We start from the raw sequence: 21,458 nt of genomic DNA, 5'->3' as shown, positions 1-21,458 counted from the left end.
ATCGTCAACTCAAACCAAGGGATTTCAATTGAGAAAATATCTTATTACCAGCGTCAACCGTCAACCCTGATTCTGAACAGTGTTAATTGTTTGCAATAATTGATTGGCTGTGTAAGGTTTGGATAAAAAAGCTTTAATACCCATCTCATAAGCTGCTACGATTTTATCACTAGAAGTCAGTCCGCTAACAGCAATGATTTTGACATCTGGGTTGATTTTTTGCAATGTCCGAATTGTAGTTATCCCATCCATAGATGGCATGATAATATCTGTTAAAACTAAAGATATTTCATCACGATGTTCGGCGTATAAGGCAATTGCTTCTATGCCGTCGTTAGCTGTAATTGCTTTGTAATTATGATTTTCTAGGGAGATTTTAGTAATGTCTCGAACGGCAACTTCATCATCGACAACCAAAATTAATTCTCCCTTACCTGGTGTCAATGGTAATATTGGTTCTTCTAATGTTTCTGTTTCTGCTTGTGCTGGTAAATATACTTTAAATTGACTGCCTTTTCTGACCTCGCTGTCAACGGTGATAAAACCATCGTGGCTTTTAATAATCCCCAGGACTGTAGACAGACCTAAACCAGTACTTTTACCAATTTCTTTAGTAGTAAAAAATGGTTCAAATATCCGGTCTAATATTTCTGCCTGAATACCAATACCAGTATCACTCACAGTAACGACAATATAGGAACCAACTTTAGCATCTGGATGGATTTTAGCATAACTTTCGTCAATTATCAAATTTTTAGCCGTAATTTTTAAAGTCCCATCATTAGGCATGGCATCCCGCGCATTAATACACAAATTCATCAGCACTTGATGCAGTTGAGTCGCATCACCTGAAACAGTCCAAAGATTTTGGTTAATTTCGGTGACAAGTATAATTGATTTGGGAAATGTTTCTTGAATAATTTGCTTAATTTCTCTAATTAAATGCTTAATTTGTAAAACGCTACGCTCTCCCCCAAGACCGCGACTAAAAGACAGAACTTGGTTGACTAAATTCGCTCCACGTTTAGCATTTGATATTAAAATTGGCAACAGTTGTCGCGAACGTTCATCACGCATCTGTGGCTCTAAAAGTTGGGCTGTCATTAGAATTGGGGCTAGCACATTGTTGAGGTCATGGGCGATACCGCTGGCTAATGTGCCAATGCTCTCCAATCGCTGGGCGCGGAGAAATTGTGCTTCTAGTTGTTTTTTTTGCGTAACATCAGTGTTAACAATCAAAATGCATTGTAGTAGTCTATCACAACATTCAGGCACTAATGTCCAACGGGTTTCGACAATAATTTCTCTGCCAGATTTTGTTATTTGTTGTAACTCTCCATTCCATGAGCTATTTTTCAGCAAATTCTTGCGGGCTTCTTCTAAGAGAGGCAAATTTTTTTCCTCCCAAAGCTCCTGCATTTTCTTACCAATTGCTGCTTCTGGTTTCCAACCATAAAGTTTCTCCGCAGATTGATTCCAAAATAAAATTTTACCCTCTAAATCGGCAACAAAAATTGCATCGTTAGCGACATCGAGTAAAGCTGCTTGTTCACGAATTTTTTCTTCTGCTTGTTTGCGTTCAATAGCATAGCGAATAGAACGCTCTAGCAAATGTGCTGTCAAATGGCTTTTTTCTAGATAATCTGCTGCTCCCGCTTTCATAGCCTCCAGGTCTATTTCTATGTCTCCCTGACCAGTGAGTAAAATAATAGGAGCAAAGCAGCGATTCTTAATTGCTTCGCGCAAAAGTTCTAGTCCATTTTCTCTACCTAAACGGTAGTCTATAAGATAAATATCATGTTGATTTTGAGCTATATTATTCCTAGCATCTGCATAATTATCTACCCATGCCAAATCACACTTAATTAGCTGAAATTCTGCCAACCATTCACGAATTAAAATATAGTCATCTTCGTCATCATCAACTAGTAATACTCTGATGAGAATTTTGTTCATCTCTGGTTCCCCCTGCTTCCCCCTGCTTCTACCGGCAATTGTACAATTTCAAACCAATATTTGATGATATTCTTCATCATCTCAACGAGGGAGGCAAAGCTTACTGGCTTAATGATGAAGGAGCTAGCCCCAAAATCGTAGGTTTTATAAATATCTTCCTCAGCCATTGATGTTGTCAAAACAATCACCGGAATTCGTCGGAGATTGGGGTCTAATTTAATCTCTTTGAGGACTTCCAAGCCGCCTTTTTTGGGCATATTTAAATCTAGGAAAATTAAACTTGGTGGTGAGGGGCAACACCCATCAGCATATTCGCCTTGGCAATGCAGATAATTCATCAATTCTTCACCATCTCTCACCATATTTAATTCTATAATTAGTTTACTTTCTGCAAACGCTTCACGGACTAAAAGACTGTCGTCTTCATCATCATCAGCGATTAAAATTTTAACGATTTTTTGCCGACCTTTCACTGTTGATTATCTCCTTTGTCTATTTTATTTGACCGACACCTGTCTTAGCGGTGCAAGGTCTTGGGGGCGAAAGGCCTTGCGCCCCTACAAGCTCGTCTATTTAACTAAAAATTACTGTAGGTGAGCTGAGGGGGCGACGAAATAAGCTAAAACATAGACTCGATAAGCTTCATAGCCCTCAATCCCTGTTGATAATACTTGCGCTTATTACGATTAATTCTCATTAATTCTGTCACTAATTCCATACAAATATCTGTGAAATTGACCCAAGTTTGACCATACAAGCCAACATAAAAACTACTATGTCTCCGCACAGAGCGACCAGACTCTTTAACACGAGCTACATATTTTTGTATTCCTTTATGTTTAATTTTTTGACCCTGAATCATGGCAGAAGTGTAAGCGAGCGTTATCAGTAAAACTAGAGAAATAAATCGGTTGCCTTCAACATTAGTCTCTTCTAAATTATAACCACCTGTTTTAAAATCTCTAAACATTTCTTCTATATCAAATCTTTGTTTATAGGCAGATATTGCCGACTCTAAGTCGTCAAAATTTGTTAAAATAAACCATCCTTCTTTCGGTGCTACTCCATTGATTTTACGTTTCCATTTAGCCGCTACATTAAAGCTCATAAAACCCCGAGTCTTTGTCACTTTAACTCCTTTGATAAAAAAAGAAACTCCCGGTACTAAACCCAGATTTTTTAACTCAACAAAAACATCTTTTTCAACTTGCAAAAACTCATTCTTTTTTAATCGCAAACAAAAATACACATCCAATCCCTGGAGATACTTTGCCAGTTTGACAGAGCAAAATTCTCTATCACCTAATACACAGATTTTATAGTTTTTAAAGATTGGTATTACTTGAGACAATATTTTTTGTTGTTCAGCGATGTTACTATTACCTAATTTTGGCAATAAAGTAAAATATATTGGTACTGCTCTTTTATCCCAAATGATACTCACCATGAATAAATTTATCCGACTCCAATTAGTTCTATCAATTGCTATATAAATAATTTTTTCATCTTTGAAGTATGTTTCCAGCCATTCTTTAATAATGGGAAACCAAACTTTCTCAATGGTGAGATTTGGTAATGATAAAAATCTTTGTATTCTCTTTCTTCTACTCTCAAATTTAACTGCCAAAGGTAGCGCATTTGCTAACTTTTCTAAAGTTACTTCTTTGATTGACTGTAATAGATGGATTAAAATTTTTAGCAGCAAGTATTCTGCTAAACTTAATTGACTTTTTAAGTGGTTTTGGTAGAATGCAGGTAACATTATCATTAGATAGGTCTTATTGACAAAAGTAGACCTATCTTTTTCTACCACAAAACGTTGCCCTCCTTACATACAAAGCTTTTGAGCTTGTTTCGTCGCCCCTTCAGGTAGGTGAGAATTTTCGATGAATCAATAAGTGAGAATTTCCATGAATCAATTGGCATAATTGTATAATTAACCTTTGTTTGGGGTTAGGTAGAAATCCCTCTCCAGGAATAAAAATCATAAATGGGTATTAATTGGCAATTTGACAATGAATTTTGCTCCCACTCCTGGTTTACTTTGGACTATGATGCTGCCATGATGACGTTCGGCAATTTTCTTACAGATAGCTAAACCTATACCTGTGCCTTCGTACTCTCTTCGACCATGCAGACGCTGAAATACATTGAAAATGCGATCAAGATACTTTTCCTCAATACCAATACCATTATCCTCTACAATGATTTCACAAAATTCAGAATTGATGCTAAATTTATTTGATTGATTGTAGGAATGTTGACTATAGATTTTGACTATGGGTCGTATGTTTGGGCGATGGAATTTGAGAGCATTACCGATGAGATTTTGGAATAATTGGCGCATCTGTACTGGATCAGCCTGAATTATCGGCAATTTCTCCACCTCTACACGTCCCCCAGTTTGCTGGATACGCACTTCTAAATCGGATAATACTCCTTGTATGATTTGGGTTAAATTTACCGATATAAAAGGCTGTGCCCTAGTAGTCACTCGCGAAAGCGTCAACAAGTCTTCAATCAATGTCTGCATCCTGATCGCAGCATTCTGCATCCGTTCGAGATAGTCAAGCCCTTGTGCAGTTAATCCCCCCTCACAAGTAGCTTGGAGTCGTTCACCAAAGCTGAGAATTTTCCGCAATGGCTCTTGTAAATCATGGGAGGCGATAAAGGCAAATTGTTGCAATTCTTCATTAGAACGGCTGAGTTCTTCCCTTTGTCGAGTTTCTTGTGCTAGAATTAGGCTGTGAACTACGGCAATACCTATTTGATCTGCCAGTTCTCTCAAAAGTCCAATTTCCCAGTCAGTCCACCGGCGAGGCTGTTGGCAATGATGAGCGATCAGCAACCCCCAAAGTTCGTGTTTGCAGATAATTGGGACAACGAGGTTGGCTTTGACACCAAATTTTTGCAGAATTTCGAGATAGCATTGCTCAATATTAGCCTGAGCGATGTCAGTAATGGCGCTAATATGACCCTGGGAATATTTCTCAATGTAACGTTCAAGAAAGCAAGGGTCAAGAATCTGTGTCCCCTCAACAACAGGTAAACCGGGAACCACGGCTTCTTTCACAGTTGAAAAACAACCATTTGACTGTAGCTGTAGGATTAATACACGGTCTGCGTACAGCAGCTTTTGCACCTCTGTCACAGTAGTGTGGAGAATTTCATCCAGTTGTAAAGATTGCCGAATTTTGAGGGTAATATCCGCGAATAATTGCGATCGCCTGTTTTCCCATGTTAATTTTTCTTGTGCTTGCTTGCGCTTGGTGATATCCATATCTACCCCACACATCCCTACAGCTACTCCAGAGGCGTCGCGAAAGACGACACCTTTACTAAGTAACCAACGAATGCTATTATTAGCTAATAAGACTCGAAATTCAATATCATATTCTGCCCCTTCTTCCACAGCATTGTTGATCGAGCGATTAACAAAATCGCGGTCTTGGGGATGAACGTACTTAATGAATGCTTGATAAGAGCCATCAAACGAGCCTTTTTTCAATCCAAAAAGCACTTCCTTCTCATCAGACCAAGTAACTTTATTGTTGGTGATATCCCAATTCCAAACCCCCATTTGGGATGCTTCTAATGCTAACCGCAATTGCGTTTCCTGCATTTGAGCTTGCTGAGTCTGCTGTCGTAATTCTTTTACAGCACGACTAGCTTGTAGCATACGGCTCACTCTTTCACGTAATAGGGGCCAATAAATCGGCTTGGTAATCAAATCAGTTGCACCGACAGCAAAAGCACGCTCGACTGATGCTTGATCATAAAGACCAGTAATCATTAACACAGGCGTATTTTCAGAACCAGAAACTGTTTGCAGTTGTACGCAGCAAGTAAACCCATCCATAATTGGCATCATAGCATCCAACAGCACTAAATTAGGCTTGATTTCAGAATAAATATCTAACGCCTCTGAACCGTTACTCGCCTCAGCTACCTGATACCCTGCTTGTTCTAGGAGATCACACAGTTGTATTCGCGTCATATAGTCGTCGTCTACAACCAAAATTAAATTAGTCATTAGTTATTGGTGATTCGTTATGGGTCATATTATTTATAGTTACTAGTTATTTCTCAGCCTATAGCAACCCTTTTATGCAAAATAATGTTGAAGTTTTGTAACAGTTTTTTCCCAGTCCCTTTCACGAAAAATTACCGAAAATTTGTACGGGCGCAAGGCCTTGCGCCCCGAAGCACAATCGTCCTCACATAACCGATAAAATAGTTGCTGGGCACCGTACAATCTCTTTTTTTGGCACCCTTCCATGATTTGTAAGGGCGCAAGGCCTTGGAACCCTATAGCTCAATACAGTTCAGTTAGGCTCGAATGATATACACTGTAGGGGCACGGCATCCAAAATTTTTGCTTCTAATGACAATTTTATTCGTGCCGTGCCCCTACGACAATTTTCCTTAACTAAACTGTATTGTCCTATAGCTGTTACAGGTGGAAACTTGGGTGATGTCCTCACAAGTTCCTCAAATTTATCTTCTAACCTAAAACTATAGAGAACACCAAATAGTTTATTTCCATCGGGACATTGGTTGATCTCTAAGTAGAAGAGTGCTGTTAGCATAGCGGGGCGTAGCCCGTGCTGAGTAAAAAGCACTTGATTACTCAATAGTGCCTAGCTTTTGGCTAAAAGATCAAAATGTGTAGGTTGAGTTAAGGAACATAGACCCAACATTTGCGCGCATTTGTTGGGTTTATGTAAATAATCTATATGGTGAAGGGCTAATTTTGAGACAACCAATCACGGGACAGACAACGGTTTTTGTCAGATTTTTCGCTAGCTGGAAATAAATAGAATCTGGAGTGAATATTATGTCTAACTCTACCAAATTACAGGAAATCATTCAAGCCATTCTAGAAGTTCCTCAAAAAGTAATCAATTACTTATCAGGTGCGGTTAGCAGGATTTTTGGACCTAGAGATGATGACTATCCAGCAACGGGAGTGCAACCATTTGAAGGCGACCCCCCCGAAGAGAAGCATTTTTGAGTTAACTGTGGAAATGGGCGTCTGATGTCGTCGCTCGTAGTGAAATTTTGAGTTAACGGGAAACTTGTTTAGCTCATCACTGATAACTCAAAAGGTAAGTTATGATGGATATGGTTAGAAAGATTAATGGCGATTTAGCGATCGCTGGGCAAATTACAGCAGATCAGTTCACACAAATCGCTGACGATGGTTATAGGTCTGTGCTGAACTTGCGATCGCCAGACGAAACAGGCTTCCTCGCTCATGAACAGGAGAAAATTGAGTGTTTAGGATTGCACTACGTCCATTTCCCCATCAAGGCTGAAGAAATTAATCATCAAATTGCAATTCAGGTATTTCAAACAATTACAGAACTACCCAAACCAGTTATCATCCATTGTGATAATGCAATACGTTCCGCAGCAATAATGTTATTGTATATCGCTAATAAACAGGGCATAGAATTTGAAAAAGCCTTTCAAAGAACCATCAATTTAGGATTGTTAGAAGAGCGCTTTGGTTCATAGATATATAGCAGTTGGGTGCGCTGAAGCGCTACTGCTAACATTTTATTTTTTTATTTGAAGTACTTTTACAGCAGTTTTCAGGTATTTAGACCACACCTCGATATCTGTATTCCTTTCTTCCTTCTCTGCGAGACGCTCCGCGAATGCGCCTTCTCTGCGAGACGCTCCGCGAATGCGCCTTCCCTACGGGACGCTCCGCGAATGCGTGAGATATAAAAATGTGGTTCATTTACCTGAAAATCGCTGTAATCTGACGCACCCTACCCACTAGACAAAAGCCAGTCCTTTTATTCCTCACTCACCTTCAAGTCTCATTCCCCAGTTAGATGCGAAGAGCTTTGAGACTTATTTACTATTAAAGGGGTAATGTGCCTCTAAATACACATAATACAAATTTGTCAACAAAGATAGTAGTAAAAATCAGCAAGATTGCCTGTATTTGCACTCAAATTTGTATTCGTGGAACCAAATTGATTTAGGGGAAAAAATCAGGTTGCGACCCAGGTAGAGATTGGGAATTTGTCATGCATGAACTAGTTCAAACTGTCATCAACGGTGAAGAAAAAACTGCTTTACATCAGTTAATTTTGGCATTAAGTCATACGGGTAAGCGTTACTTCCTGAGAAATGAGATTTTGCAAGCCTTTGCAGAATACTGTCATCAATCTCAACAGCCCGTCTACTTTTATCACTCTTCCACTGTTGGTAAACTCATTCATTACACCCATGAAATCATTTTGGCAGAAGAAAGTACCTGGTTTGTTGTTCGTCCCAGGATTGCTAGTCAACAAGTTTGGCGGTTGACAGCAGACTTCAGTAGATTTGATTTGATGACTCCTCAAGAATTGTTAGATGTGGGCGATCGCCTAGTAAACCACTACCAACCCCACATTTTAGAAATAGACCTCCGCCCTTTTTACGAAGCTTCCCCCACCATCAGCGACCCCAGAAATATTGGTCAAGGTCTAGCCTTCCTCAACCGTTACCTTTGCGATCAAGTAGTAATCCACCCCCAATATTGGTTAGAGAATTTGTTTCAAGTATTATCTCAACTCCAATATGATGGGATTCGTCTGCTAATCAACGATCGCATTCAATCAGGTATTCAACTAACCCAACAAATCCATCAAGCCATCAAGTTTCTATCTTTGCAACCCCCAGACCAACTTTGGGAAAAATTTCGCAATCAATTCCAAGAACTAGGCTTTGAACCAGGTTGGGGTAACACAGCTTCGCGGATCTGCGAAACCTTACAACTCCTCGACCGACTGATTGACACCCCACAACCAGCCATTCTGGAAGCATTTGTCGCCCGTGTTCCCGCTGTTTTTCGTGTCGTTCTCATTTCGATACATGGTTGGGTAGCGCAAGAAGATGTACTGGGACGAGATGAAACAATGGGTCAAGTAATCTATGTCTTAGAACAAGCCCATTGCTTAGAAAACAAACTGCGTGAAGAAATCAAACTCGCTGGTCTTGATGTTCTGGGTATTCAACCCCAGGTAATTATTCTCACTCGTCTTATTCCTAATTGTGAAGGGACATTTTGTAACCTGCGCCGAGAAAAAGTTGAGGGAACAGAAAACGCCTGGATCTTGCGCGTTCCTTTTGCTGAATTCAACCCAGAAGTTACTAATAATTGGATTTCCAAATTTGATATTTGGCCTTATTTAGAAACATTTGCCTTGGACGCAGAAAAAGAATTACTAGCTGAATTTAAAGGCACACCTAATCTAATTATTGGTAACTACACCGATGGTAATTTAGTCGGTTTTCTCCTCTCCCGCAGGCTGAAAGTTACCCTGTGCAATATTGCCCATTCTCTAGAAAAGCCGAAATACTTATTCAGTAACCTCTACTGGCAAAATTTCGAGAAAAATTACCATTTTTCAGCACAATTTACCGCCGATTTAATTAACATGAATGCTGCGGATTTTATCATTACTTCGTCCTACCAAGAAATTCTTGGTACACCCGACACTATGGGACAATATGAGTCGTACAAATGTTTTACAATGCCGGAAATGTATCATGTGGTAGATGGAATTGATCTGTTTAATCCCAAATTCAACATGGTGCCACCAGGAGTAAATGAAGATATCTTCTTTCCCTACAGCCAAAAAGAAGACAGAAACCCCTCCTTTTCTCAGCAAATTCATGACCTAATTTTTTATCGTGAAGCTCCTCAAATTCTAGGTCATTTAGATAACCCAAACAAACGACCAATATTTACCATAGCGCCGATTACCTCGGTGAAAAATCTCACAGGCTTAGTTGAATGCTTTGGTAAAAGTCCAGCATTACAAGAGCGTTGTAATTTAATTATCCTAACCACTAAACTGCATTTATCTGAAGCCGCAAACCCAGAAGAAGCAGAAGAAATCCAAAAAATTTACGACATCATTCATCAATATAATCTCCACACAAGTATCCGCTGGTTGGGGATGCGTCTTCCCCTCCCTGAAATCGGCGAAGCCTACCGAGTAATTGCAGATTATGGCGGAATATTTGTCCATTTTGCCCTCTTTGAAGCCTTCGGTAGGAATATTTTAGAAGCCATGATTTCTGGATTACCAACTTTTGCTACTCAATTTGGCGGTTCTTTAGAAATTATTAATAATCAAGAAAATGGATTCCATCTTAACCCTACAGATTTAGAAGGAACAGCCAATAAAATTCTGCTATTTCTGAAAAAATGCGATACTAATCCTGAATATTGGCATGAAACATCTGAGTGGATGAGTCAGCGAATTCATAATCATTATAACTGGCATTCACACACCATTCAGCTTCTATCACTCGCTAAAATCTATAGCTTCTGGAACTTTGTAGCACCAGAAAATACCGAAGCTAGAACTCGCTATATGGAAACATTATTTTATCTAGTTTATAAACCCAGAGCCGAAAAGATTTTGGCACAGCATATGCGTAAGTAGAGATTGGGGATTGGGGAGCGGACAAAGGAGTAATGAGTAAGGAGTAATGAGTAATGAGTAATGAGTAATGAGTAAGGAGTAAGGAGTAATGAGTAAGGAGTAATGAGTAAGGAGTAATGAGTAATGAGTAAGGAGTAATGAGTAAGGAGTTGTAGGGTGTGTTACGGTGCTAGCGATGGCTGCTAATTTTTAGCTAAAAATTCCGAAATGCGCCGTAACGCACCGTCACAGTGAGGAGTTTGGAGTTGGACAAATGACAAATGACAAACAACAAATGACAAACAACAAATGACAAATGACGAATGACAAATGACAAACAACAAACAACAAATGACAAATGACAAACAACAAATGACAAATGACAAATGACGAATGACGAATGACAAATGACAAATAAAAAATGACAAATAAAAAATGAGTAAAAATCTTATTTATACAGACTGGATATTAATAGAAACGCAGTTTGAAGCTGAAAAATTGCAGTCCAGAGAAACGATTTTCACCACCGGTAACGGTTACTTAGGAACACGGGGGAGCTTCGAGGAAGGCTATATTCGTACATTACAGGCTACTTTTATCCACGGTGTTTACGATGATGTTCCTGTGGTGTACACTGAACTGGTGAATTGCCCTGACTGGTTACCATTGGTAGTGATTGTGAATGGCGATCGCTTCCGTCTTGATCAGGGAGAAATCTTGAACTATGACCGTCAGCTTGACTTGCGTCAGGGTTTACTCACCCGTTTGGTGCAGTGGCGTAGTCCTAGAGGGGATATCATAGAATTGCAATTTGCACGCTTTGCTAGTCTGGCAGATCAGCATGTGTTAGCACAACGCTGTCAAATCAAGCCGATAAATTTCGATGGTGTAATTGAAATTCAGGCTAGCATCAACGGTTATCCCGAAAATCCGGGTTTCAATCACTGGGAAGAACTAGACCAAGGTAAAATTGACCAAGGAATTTGGTTACATCGTCGCACCCGCAACTCTCGAATTGATATCGGTATGGCTGCTAAAATGACAATTTCGGGAGCTGACGCTACATTACAAGTCAACAGCGCACCAGGTTATCCTACCTTAACTGCGACCTTCTTGGCTACCTCTCAACAAACAGTGACAGTGGAAAAGATAGTCACAGTTTTTACCTCAAGAGAAGTAGATACACCAGTGACAGCAGCCCAAGATAAAATCGCCCTCCAACCTGAATACATAACTCTATTAAAAGCCAACGAACAAGCATGGGATGAAGTTTGGCAAAAAAGCAACATCGAAATTGAGGGCGATAGCACAGCTGCATTTGCTGTTCGCTACAATCTTTTTCAGCTGCTGATTGCTGCGCCAAGGGATGATGGAAAGGTGAGTATTCCCGCGAGAACCCTATCAGGATTTGGCTATCACGGACATATATTTTGGGATACAGAAATTTTTATTCTGCCATTTTTTACTTACACCCAACCAGCGATTGCCCGCAATTTGCTGAGTTATCGCTATTATACCTTAAATGGAGCGCGACGCAAAGCAGATCATTATGGTTATAAAGGGGCGATGTATGCTTGGGAAAGTGCGGTGACTGGTGATGAGGTAACGCCCCGGTGGTCACTTCCTAATGATTTTTACGCTGAAGACGTGCGGATTTGGTGCCGCGATCGCGAAATTCATATTACTAGCGATATTGTCTACGCCGTTTGGTACTATTGGCAAGCCACTGGTGATGATCAGTGGATGCAAGACTGTGGCGCAGAAATAATCTTACATACTGCTATATTCTGGAGTAGCCGGGTCGAGTTCAACGCCAAATCCGAACGCTATGAGATTCGGGGAGTCATTGGCGCGGATGAATATCACGAATTTGTCCACAACAACGCTTTTACCAACCGGATGGTGCAATGGCATCTAGAAAAAGCTATCTTTGTCCTAGATTGGCTTGCTTCCACCTGCAACGAACGAGTTAGTGAACTAGATCATAAATTATATATTACCACAAAACAGCGATCGCGTTGGCAAGATATTATCGCCAATCTTTGGATACCTGAAGATCCAGCAACAGGACTGATCGAGGAGTTCGAGGGATTTTTCCAATTAGAAGATATCAACTTAAATGACTACGAGCCACGCACCAAATCGATCCAATTCATCCTCGGTATCGAAGGTACTAACAAACGCCAGGTACTTAAGCAGCCAGATGTGTTAATGCTGCTCTATTTGATGCGCCAATCAGGAGATTTTCCCTATAACCACAAAGCCTTACAGGCAAACTGGGACTACTACGCACCCCGCACAGATATTAGCTATGGTTCTTCCCTCGGTCCAGCAATTCACGCCATCTTAGCCTCGGATTTAGGTAAATCTGCTGAGGCTTACGAATGGTTTATGCAAGCGGTAATGGTAGATCTTCACGATATGCGAAATAACACAAAAGAAGGCATTCACGCGGCTAGTGCTGGTGGTATTTGGCAGGCTGTCATTTTGGGATTTGGTGGGATAAAATTTACTGAAAATGGCCCCGTAGCCAAACCCCAACTACCTCCTGGCTGGACACGTCTCAAATTCCAGCTGCACTGGCGTGGTCAATGGCACCAGTTCGATTTGCGTCCGGGACTGGGGACAATCTCTCCGCCCACATCCCCATCCCCCAACATCCGAGGGGTGATATTCGATCTCGATGGCGTCCTCACAGATACTGCAGAATTTCACTATTTAGCTTGGCAGAGGCTAGCAGATGAGGAGAATATACCTTTTAATCGCCACGCTAACGAAGCGCTCCGGGGCGTGTCCCGTCGTGCTTCGCTCATGCTAATCATTGGGGATAGACCGTATTCCGAAGCACAGATTCAAGAGATGATGGAGCGCAAGAACCGTTACTATGTAGAATTTATTCAAAATATTACATCTAAAGATTTGTTACCAGGCGCGATCGCCCTGTTGGATGAACTGCGTCAAGCTGGTATCAAAATAGCCATTGGTTCAGCCAGCAAAAATGCCCACCCAGTTGTAGAGCGATTGGGTATTGCCAATAAAATAGATGCGATCGCCGATGGTTATAGTGTCCAGCAACCCAAACCAGCACCCGACTTGTTTCTATTCGCCGCCCAACAGCTAGGACTCCCACCACAGCAATGTGTGGTTGTAGAAGATGCAAAAGCAGGTATTGAAGCAGCCCTAGCCGCCGGTATGTGGGCTATAGGAATAGGTCCACCTGAGCGAGTGGGTGCTGCTCATATTGTCTTGCCAAGTTTAGAAAGCACAAAGTGGGCAAATTTACAAGCTCAACTCCTCACTCCTCACTCCTAACTCCTAACTCCTAACTCCTCACTCCTCACTCCTCACTCACTTGTCGAGCTTGCACTTCGACTGCGGTAACATCAATTGTGCCATCTGGTGTGAAGCGCTGAAAATTACCATTTTTCACTGATAGCGGCTCCCCACAGCTAGGACACTGCAACTGGCTATTATTTAAACCTGTCAACTCATAACTACAAACGGGACACTGGCCAACAACCAAGTTGCGTTGTAGCCACCAACGAAATCCAAAAAACCCAATCACAGGTGCTAAAAACACCAACCCAACAATAAACAGTAATGAATTAACCAACCAGCCCAAGCCTAATGATCCTAGCAACCACATAACTGCTAACAGGGTGAGCCAAGGGCGAAAGGTTTCAAAATTAAATTGAATAGATTTAAGGCTCATTTTTAAAATGTCGTGCTGTCCTACTTCTAGGATAGCGACTTTACCAAAAAAACTGGGTCTAGAGCCGCCGTCCTTCTAGGACGGCTTTTTGGTAAAATAGTCGCAACAGGCAGGGCATTGTCTGTCGTTGCTCAGTGATGTAAGACGGGCTATGCCTGCTATTGCTGTTTGAATCCAGAATCCCTGAACTTTCAGATCAGGGAGTATGTCAAAAAATATTTTTGGGGACTGGGGACTGGGGACTCAATACTGCGTAGGTTTTGGAATTTCTTGGTTGAGGGGAGCAGGGGGAGAAATGGAGGCTGGCGTTGAGTTTTGCCTCCCCTGCTTCCCCTGCCTCCCCTGCCTCCCCTGCAAATCCTACGCAGTATTGACTGGGAACTGGGGACTGGGGATACCCAATCCCTAGCCTTTAGCCCCTAATAAAAGCAGCTCTTGCAAACGTTGTTGGAATGCATCTTTACCAAAAAGTGCGATCGCTTGTTCTCGCAGCCACTGGCCATCACAGCGTTGGTCTTTAAAAGCGAGAATCTCTATACAAGCTGCAGCTACAGCATTTGGATCGCGATGTGGTACTCGCCAGCCCAGTTTACCATCCTGTAAGGGGTCTGCTGACCCATCGTCGTCACCTGATAGCACTGGTACTCCACAGGCCATCGCCTCTAGATAAACAATGCCAAAGCCTTCTTGGGAAGGCATAATATAGGCATCCGCTAGGCGATAATGTGCTATTAATTCTTCGGTGGGAACGAAACCAGCAAATACAACGCGATCGCTTACACCTAAATCTTTTGCTAGCTGGGCTAATCGCGGTTGGTCATCGCCCCGACCAATTACCAAATATTTGACTTCTGGACAAGTTTGTGATATTAGGGGTAATGCCCGAATCGTCACATCGACGCCTTTGTAAATATCCCCTGACCATAACCGCGCTACAGTCATTAATACTTTGGCATCAGTTAAACCATATTTCTCAACTAATTCTGGCTGCTTGGGACCTGGAGTAAATTTATCCCCATCAATAGTACAGGGTAGCATTTTGACCATATTGTGGTCTAAATGATTAGCCCCACAGGCGCGATCGCGGCTGTAGCGACTAACTGTCCAAATACCGGCGGCTGAAGTAAGTGCCCAACGTTCTCTACTTTTGAGCGGTTCCCAAACTTCTTTACCATAAGTGAGGACGGTATAGGGAATACCCAATGGCTGACAAAGGGTTTGGATCAATCGTGCCAATTTTATGTGACCGCAAAAAACATGTTGGGGGCGATGTTGCACCAGATACTTGAGCAACGCCCCAGCCATTTTGACTCTTCCCACCTGGGGAGATTGATTTTTAAAGCTATAAAATGTTAAGTTCTCAGACTCTAAAGGATTTGTGTACTCTGAATTATCTCGCAGAACAAATACTTCCGCTTTATATCCTGCACTCAATCCCAGATATGCTTGCAAAATATCTTTTACATAAGATTGAATCCCACCTTCGTGGACAAAAATTTCTAGGAACACGAAGACATGATTAACTTTTTGAGTAAATTTATCACCTAAATTTAGGGTTTCATTTGTCATTTGTCATTTGTCATTTGTCATTTGTCATTGGTCATTTGTCATTTGTCATTTGTTATTAATCCCTGGTCACTGAGCGGAGCCGTTCGCGTAGCGTCTCGCAGAGAAGTGCAATCCCTGGTCACTAAGCGGAGCCGTTCGCGTAGCGTCTCGCAGAGAAGTGCAATCCCCAATCCCTATACTCGCGGGAAGGATTTGGCGGGTGAAATCATCCCACTTCGTAACCGCTCTAAATCTGTGATTACCATTTTTTCTAAAAGTTCCTCAAAGCTAACTTGGGGTTCCCAACCGAGATTGCTTTTGGCTTTGTTGCGGTTGGCTACTAGTTGAAAATGTTCGTCTGGACGCAGTAAGTTAGTATTTATTACTACATACTGTGTCCATTCGAGTCCCACACACTCAAAAGCTGCAGAAACTAAATCGCGAACACTGTGTAGTCTTCCTGTACCTATTACGTATTCTTCTGGTTGATCAACTTGCAACATGCGCCACATTGCTTCTACGTAATCTCCAGCAAAACCCCAGTCACGTTTAGCATCCAAGTTACCGATTTCTAAGGTGTTGGTTAAACCCAATTTAATCGATGCAGCGGCTAAAGAAACTTTGCGTGTGACAAATTGTGGTGGACGCAGAGGGGATTCATGATTATACAAAATTCCACTACAGGCAAATAGACCATAGCGCTGTCGGTGATGTACCATTGTCCAGTGGGCGTGCATCTTGGCGGCTGCATAGGGATTTTTGGGACGAAAGGGGGTTTCCTCATTTTGTGGAGAACAGGACACATCCCCAAACATTTCGGAACTGCTGGCTTGATAAAACCGCGTAGACAAACCAACCTCACGCACTGCTTCTAATAGTCTGGTGGCTGTACCAGTGATGAGATCTAGGGTTCCTAGGGGGTCGTTCCAAGAATCGGGTACAAAACTAGGCGCTGCTAAATTGTAAATTTCTTGGGGACGCAGTTGTTCGACTGCAGTCAACAGCGCCCTACTGTCTCTCAAGTCAACTGTGTAGATTTCTACCTGGTCTGCAAGAGTTCCTAGTTTTGTTAAATTTGGTTCTCTGTGTGGCGGTATCAATCCGACAACCCGATAACCCTGGCTCAACAGCAAATGACTGAGATAGTAGCCATCTTGACCAGTAATTCCTGTAATTAGGGCTGTTTTATTCATCATCTCTTCCAATTACCTCTATCTCTTGCAGCAATTAATGGCAATTGTGGGAGAGCAAAAAATTTGCTTGGAGCAATCAAGTACCTGATGAGCAATAATGTTGATGACTCGAAACGATGAATAAGTCTCTTGGTGAGCGCATCACAAAAATTGGCAACTCCCTACATTGCTGCCAAATCGTAACAAAGGATTAGTTGGAACTCGAATGCTATTTTTACGGGAATCAGTATTTTTCTTTATACAAAAAAAATAATCTTTTTTCCGAAAGAAATAAGTAATTATACGTCAGTAATTTATATATGTCGAGAAATATTTACATACCGTCTATCCTTGGTTACAATGAAAAAAATTATATTGTGCGGCGCTGGAAACAGTTCCCATTGGTATCAACTTAAATATAACCAAATGGCACAAACATAAGCTCAAAGTCTTGTGTTGTCTAGTTCCTCACCTCCATGCTCAAACGCATCCGCTAGGCTCCACCTGTCGTCATCAAAGGTGTAGGTCGAGCCTTCGAGTATGAGTTCCCAACCTGGAGGCTGGGAACTAGTAGTCAGCCACATCAGTTTTGAGGGGTTGTTTGTAGTTGCGCTTTAGCGCTGTTAGCTATATAGCTAGCAGTGTGTTAGATGCAAATAAGAACCGCTATACTTGCCCTTGTAGAGCATATTTAATGATTAGCAAACAATTCCTACCATCAGTACCACGTTCGTAGACAACACGATCACCCAAGCGTCGCAGGAGATACCATCCATACCCGCCTACTTGCAGAGTACCGGGCTTTGGCTCTACGATCGCATCGGGGTTGAAAGGTTTTCCATAATCCCAAATTCGCATCTCCAGTCGATCCATCCATAGACAAACCTCAATGTCTATAGTTGTTTCTGGTGGTAAAGATCGATGGGCGTGACGAACTGCATTGGTAAAGCCTTCTGCTAATGCTAGGGTGAGACGAGAACGTTCGCCTTCTGACCAACCAACTTGAACTAAATGTTGTTGACAAAATTGGTTAAACCATTGTTGCACTAGCTCTAGAACCTTGAGATCGCTCTTCACTGTCAGATGGTCTCGCTTCACCATTCTCAGCATTGAACGTGACTTGAATTTTAAGAACTTAATGTGCAATTTTATCTTATTTAGTAGGGCTTTCAGGCGCTTTTGGATAAAATTCTCTTGTTCAAAGCCCCTGGGAATATGGGTTTGTAAAAAGTTGCACACAGCGTTACGTAAGTGATAAGTAAGTGAGAAATTGTTCTGTTTTGCTGATTGTAGATTTGAAAGTAGTTGTGACATGCAAAACTTAAAATCCCCGTTTTAACCTGGATGACTAAAATAGACGCCTGGAGATTTTTTTCCACAGCAGAAACCAGAAGTATGAGCAGAGACCATCTCCACTCATACTTCAGTAAATGCTCTAGAAAATCTCAGACGTCATCGAAGGGGTTCGTGGTGACTGATTTAGAACAGTCCCAAGGTCAAAGATTTATCTAATGGTAAGGCCGCACCAATACCTAGCCACAGGGTAACAAGAGTGCCAAAGAGGAACACTGCAGTTGCAACCGGACGACGGAAGGGATTTTGGAACTTATTGACGTTCTCGAGAAAAGGAACGAGGATTAGTCCCAAGGGTACGGAAGCCATTGCTAACACCCCTAAGAGTTTGTTAGGGAGCGATCGCAAAATCTGGAACACAGGATATAAATACCACTCAGGCAAAATTTCTAATGGAGTGGCGAAAGGATTTGCTGGTTCACCTGTCATTGCTGGATCTAGCACAGCTAGGGCCACAATACAAGCGAATGAACCCATAATCACGATGGGAAATACGTAAAGTAAGTCATTAGGCCAAGCAGGTTCACCATAGTAGTTGTGACCCATACCTTTGGCTAATTTGGCTCTTAACTGAGGATCGCTCAGATCAGGTTTTTTTACTGTTGCCATTTTTGAGTTTGCTCTCTTGCTCAGGTTAAATTAAAGCATTTGTGAAAGCCTACAACCTTAATGTAACCCTAGCCTGCGGCTAACCAAGCTTTCTGCTTTTGTCGGGAAGCCTGCAGGAAGGGTACTACAGCTTTGGGCTTCAGATAGTGTTAATTGTTTCGTAACTTATGTGTTTATTGATTTCTCATGTTTCATAAGTTTAAAACAAACGACTCCATCTGGGAACTAATTGCTGTTGCCTTTTTGGGCTTAGGGCTTCAGATTACAACGGTCCGGAAATGCCTTGCTTGCGGATCATCAAGAAGTGAAATAGCATGAAAACCGCAATCAGCCAAGGTAGCACAAATGTGTGGGCGCTGTAGTAGCGAGTCAGTGTTGCTTGACCAACACTGGAACCACCGCGCAGTAGGTCGGAGATGAGGACGCCAACTACGGGAATTGCTTCTGGTACGCCGCTGACGATTTTTACCGCCCAGTAGCCAACTTGGTCCCAAGGTAGGGAGTAACCAGTTACGCCAAAGGAAACGGTGATGACAGCGAGGATAACGCCGGAAATCCAGGTCAATTCGCGGGGTTTTTTGAAACCACCTGTCAGGTAAACCCGGAAGACGTGTAAAATCATCATCAATACCATCATGCTGGCAGACCAGCGGTGGATGGAGCGAATTAGCCAACCAAAGTTGACTTCATTCATGATGTACTGCACTGAAGTGTAAGCTTCGGCAACTGTTGGTCTGTAGTAGAAGGTCATGGCAAATCCAGTAGCGAACTGGATTAGAAAACAAACCAAGGTAATTCCACCCAAACAGTAAAAGATATTGACGTGGGGAGGGACATATTTGCTGGTAATATCTTCAGCGATCGCCTCAATTTCCAGGCGTTCCTCAAACCAGTCGTAAACGTTGGCCATACAATCTTAAGTCCCTAAAAATCGGTTGCGGTTGATCAATATCCCAATTAAAAGTTTTGGGATTTTAGCAAAGAGGAGTTTCTTGAGAGTGTTGAGATTTTTCACAAACTTAACACTCTGTAAAGGTTTTATGTATTGCGTTGTGCTACATAAATTCCGGACATCCTGCGACATCCTTCCTTTATTTGACGTTTCATTGGGTGAAGTCGGCTTCATAACCTATTGAGACTGATTGCACTACGATTGGCAATCAAATACTCTTTGCAACCCAACACCCACAATGGTGGTTACAAAGTAGATCTTATCGTTAGTTGCGTTTGGATGCACCGGAATCAGTTGACTTAACAAGTTTATGAGAGCAATGCACCACTTCTTTGACACTCCCCTGCCTAAAGGCGAGGGGATTCTAGGTTCACAGACTCGCCATTAGACAGCAGGGTTACCCCAACTGCCCAAGAGGGCAAATCTCCCCCAGCGTAAGTTCCCGTGTGCCCCACGGTACTTAGACCCCTGATCAAAATGTTGATTGCTGCATTGACATCTCTGTCTTCTTGGAATCCACAGTGAGGACAAACATGAGTCCTAGTAGACAGAGACTTTTTCACTTTTTCACCACAGTTAGAACAATTTTGAGAAGTATTGTGAGCAGGGACAGCAACAGTCACCTTGCCATATTTATGACCAAAGTATTCTAACCATTGACGAAAAGTGTACCAACCAGCATCAGAGATTGATTTAGCTAGATGTCGATTACGTACCAAGCCTTTGACATTTAAATCTTCATAGGCTACCAAATCGTTAGATTGGATGACGGAGTACGCTAATTTTTTGCAATACTCTTTTCGCTGCCTACTTACCCTTAAATGTTTGCGGGCATATCTATTTCTAGCTTTGTGGTAATTGTTGGACTGCTGTTGTTTAGCCTTCTTTTTGGCTAAACTAAACTTCTTGGATTTCTTGCGGTTAGAGCGCTTTAACTGTCTTTGGGACTTGCGGTAGAACTGGGGAGAAGGTTCTACATTACCTTTGTTATCAGCAATGAAATACTTCAATCCCAGGTCAATACCCACTACTTGATTGGTGGGTTGAGTTTCCACTCTGACATCAACATCAATTGCAAATTGGGCATAGTAGCCGTCAGCACGTCGCACTAATCGTACACGTTTAATCTGTTTGATGTCGTAGTAATTTAGGTCATAAGTCCCCTTTAACTTTAGAGTTCCAATGCCTTTCTTATCTGAGAATGTTATGGCTTTTCTAGTCTGGTTAAGCTTCCACCCAGTTGATTTATACTCAACTGAACGGCAGTTTTTCTTAAACTTTGGAAAACCCTTTTTCCCCTTAACTTTCTTCTTGCAGTTATCGTAAAACCGAGCAATCGCCGACCAAGAACGTTCCGCAGCAGATTGTCTAGCCATTGAATTGAGTTCATCGGCAAAAGGAAATTCAGATGCTAATACAGCACAGTGTTTATTGAGGTCATACCTGCCAACGCCTTTGTTATCCATCCAATAGCGTAAGCATTTGTTTTGGATAAATTGAGATGTGCGGATAGCCTCATCAATAGCTTGATATTGCTTGTCTTTTCCCTTGACCTTGAACTCGTAGACGATCATGGCATCGACCAATTAACCACATAGTTATGTTAACATTAATCACATAAATACATCAAGAAATAGAAAACATTTCTGAGGCGTAAACACCTCAATCCGTTTTCATCCCTTGCCTAAAGGCTAAGGGTTTTCAACGAGTTTTCTTATAAA

Annotated in this window: 16 protein-coding genes; 4 read left to right on the top strand and 12 right to left on the bottom strand. The window is 41.8% G+C overall.

Annotated elements, in window-relative coordinates; all coding sequences use genetic code 11:
- Positions 1-60: 60 nt before the first annotated feature.
- The 4 genes from HEQ19_01980 to HEQ19_01965 all read right to left on the bottom strand — a co-directional run bounded on the left by HEQ19_01980 (position 61) and on the right by HEQ19_01965 (position 5,989).
- Positions 61-1,956, bottom strand: coding sequence for a response regulator (locus HEQ19_01980; GenBank protein ID WYL98472.1), 1,896 nt, complete (start codon positions 1,954-1,956; stop codon positions 61-63).
- Entirely contained in the window at positions 1,953-2,429 is a 477-nt protein-coding gene (locus tag HEQ19_01975; protein ID WYL98471.1) for a response regulator, read from the bottom strand. The genes HEQ19_01980 and HEQ19_01975 overlap by 4 nt, the downstream gene beginning before the upstream one ends.
- Positions 2,430-2,575: 146 nt before the next feature.
- The gene (locus tag HEQ19_01970; GenBank protein WYM03208.1) at positions 2,576-3,718 is read right to left on the bottom strand and encodes an IS4 family transposase; all 1,143 of its coding nucleotides are present in this window, start codon (positions 3,716-3,718) and stop codon (positions 2,576-2,578) included.
- Positions 3,719-3,940: 222 nt separating this feature from the next.
- Positions 3,941-5,989: an ATP-binding protein gene (locus HEQ19_01965; protein WYL98470.1), complete on the bottom strand. Its 2,049-nt coding sequence runs from the start codon at positions 5,987-5,989 to the stop codon at positions 3,941-3,943.
- Between the two features lie 804 nt (positions 5,990-6,793).
- Here HEQ19_01965 and HEQ19_01960 point away from each other — a divergent pair.
- The 3 genes from HEQ19_01960 to HEQ19_01950 all read left to right on the top strand — a co-directional run bounded on the left by HEQ19_01960 (position 6,794) and on the right by HEQ19_01950 (position 10,412).
- Positions 6,794-6,970, top strand: a complete 177-nt coding sequence (locus HEQ19_01960) for a hypothetical protein (protein ID WYL98469.1) — start codon at positions 6,794-6,796, stop codon at positions 6,968-6,970.
- A 104-nt stretch (positions 6,971-7,074) separates the two neighbouring features.
- Entirely contained in the window at positions 7,075-7,476 is a 402-nt protein-coding gene (locus tag HEQ19_01955) for a sulfur transferase domain-containing protein (protein ID WYM03207.1), read from the top strand.
- A gap of 524 nt (positions 7,477-8,000) precedes the next feature.
- Complete coding sequence (locus HEQ19_01950) at positions 8,001-10,412, top strand: sucrose synthase (GenBank protein WYL98468.1); 2,412 nt, start codon at positions 8,001-8,003, stop codon at positions 10,410-10,412.
- A gap of 182 nt (positions 10,413-10,594) precedes the next feature.
- Here the strand turns inward: HEQ19_01950 and HEQ19_01945 are convergent, their stop codons facing one another.
- On the bottom strand, positions 10,595-10,819 hold the full coding sequence (locus HEQ19_01945) for a hypothetical protein (protein ID WYL98467.1): 225 nt from the start codon (positions 10,817-10,819) through the stop codon (positions 10,595-10,597).
- 7 nt (positions 10,820-10,826) lie between these two features.
- Between HEQ19_01945 and pgmB the strand changes: the two genes are divergently transcribed.
- A complete protein-coding gene (gene pgmB / locus HEQ19_01940; protein ID WYL98466.1) occupies positions 10,827-13,703 on the top strand; it encodes a beta-phosphoglucomutase in 2,877 nt (958 codons plus the stop codon).
- 25 nt (positions 13,704-13,728) lie between these two features.
- Here the strand turns inward: pgmB and HEQ19_01935 are convergent, their stop codons facing one another.
- The 7 genes from HEQ19_01935 to HEQ19_01905 form a co-directional block, all read right to left on the bottom strand.
- Positions 13,729-14,103, bottom strand: a complete 375-nt coding sequence (locus HEQ19_01935; protein ID WYL98465.1) for a hypothetical protein — start codon at positions 14,101-14,103, stop codon at positions 13,729-13,731.
- 405 nt (positions 14,104-14,508) lie between these two features.
- Positions 14,509-15,672 (bottom strand): glycosyltransferase, encoded by a 1,164-nt coding sequence (locus HEQ19_01930; protein ID WYL98464.1) that lies wholly within the window; start codon positions 15,670-15,672, stop codon positions 14,509-14,511.
- A 173-nt stretch (positions 15,673-15,845) separates the two neighbouring features.
- Positions 15,846-16,844, bottom strand: coding sequence for a GDP-mannose 4,6-dehydratase (locus HEQ19_01925; GenBank protein WYM03206.1), 999 nt, complete (start codon positions 16,842-16,844; stop codon positions 15,846-15,848).
- A gap of 645 nt (positions 16,845-17,489) precedes the next feature.
- Positions 17,490-17,933 (bottom strand): anti-sigma regulatory factor, encoded by a 444-nt coding sequence (locus HEQ19_01920; protein ID WYM03205.1) that lies wholly within the window; start codon positions 17,931-17,933, stop codon positions 17,490-17,492.
- A gap of 369 nt (positions 17,934-18,302) precedes the next feature.
- Entirely contained in the window at positions 18,303-18,785 is a 483-nt protein-coding gene (gene petD / locus HEQ19_01915) for a cytochrome b6-f complex subunit IV (GenBank protein ID WYL98463.1), read from the bottom strand.
- 262 nt (positions 18,786-19,047) lie between these two features.
- The gene (locus HEQ19_01910; protein ID WYL98462.1) at positions 19,048-19,695 is read right to left on the bottom strand and encodes a cytochrome b6; all 648 of its coding nucleotides are present in this window, start codon (positions 19,693-19,695) and stop codon (positions 19,048-19,050) included.
- Positions 19,696-20,084: 389 nt separating this feature from the next.
- Positions 20,085-21,311, bottom strand: a complete 1,227-nt coding sequence (locus HEQ19_01905; protein ID WYM03204.1) for a transposase — start codon at positions 21,309-21,311, stop codon at positions 20,085-20,087.
- Positions 21,312-21,458: the final 147 nt, after the last annotated feature.

The organism is Gloeotrichia echinulata CP02 (assembly GCA_038087035.1).
In the GTDB taxonomy this organism is placed as follows: domain Bacteria; phylum Cyanobacteriota; class Cyanobacteriia; order Cyanobacteriales; family Nostocaceae; genus Gloeotrichia; species Gloeotrichia echinulata.
This window is presented reverse-complemented; position numbering and strand designations above follow the sequence as displayed.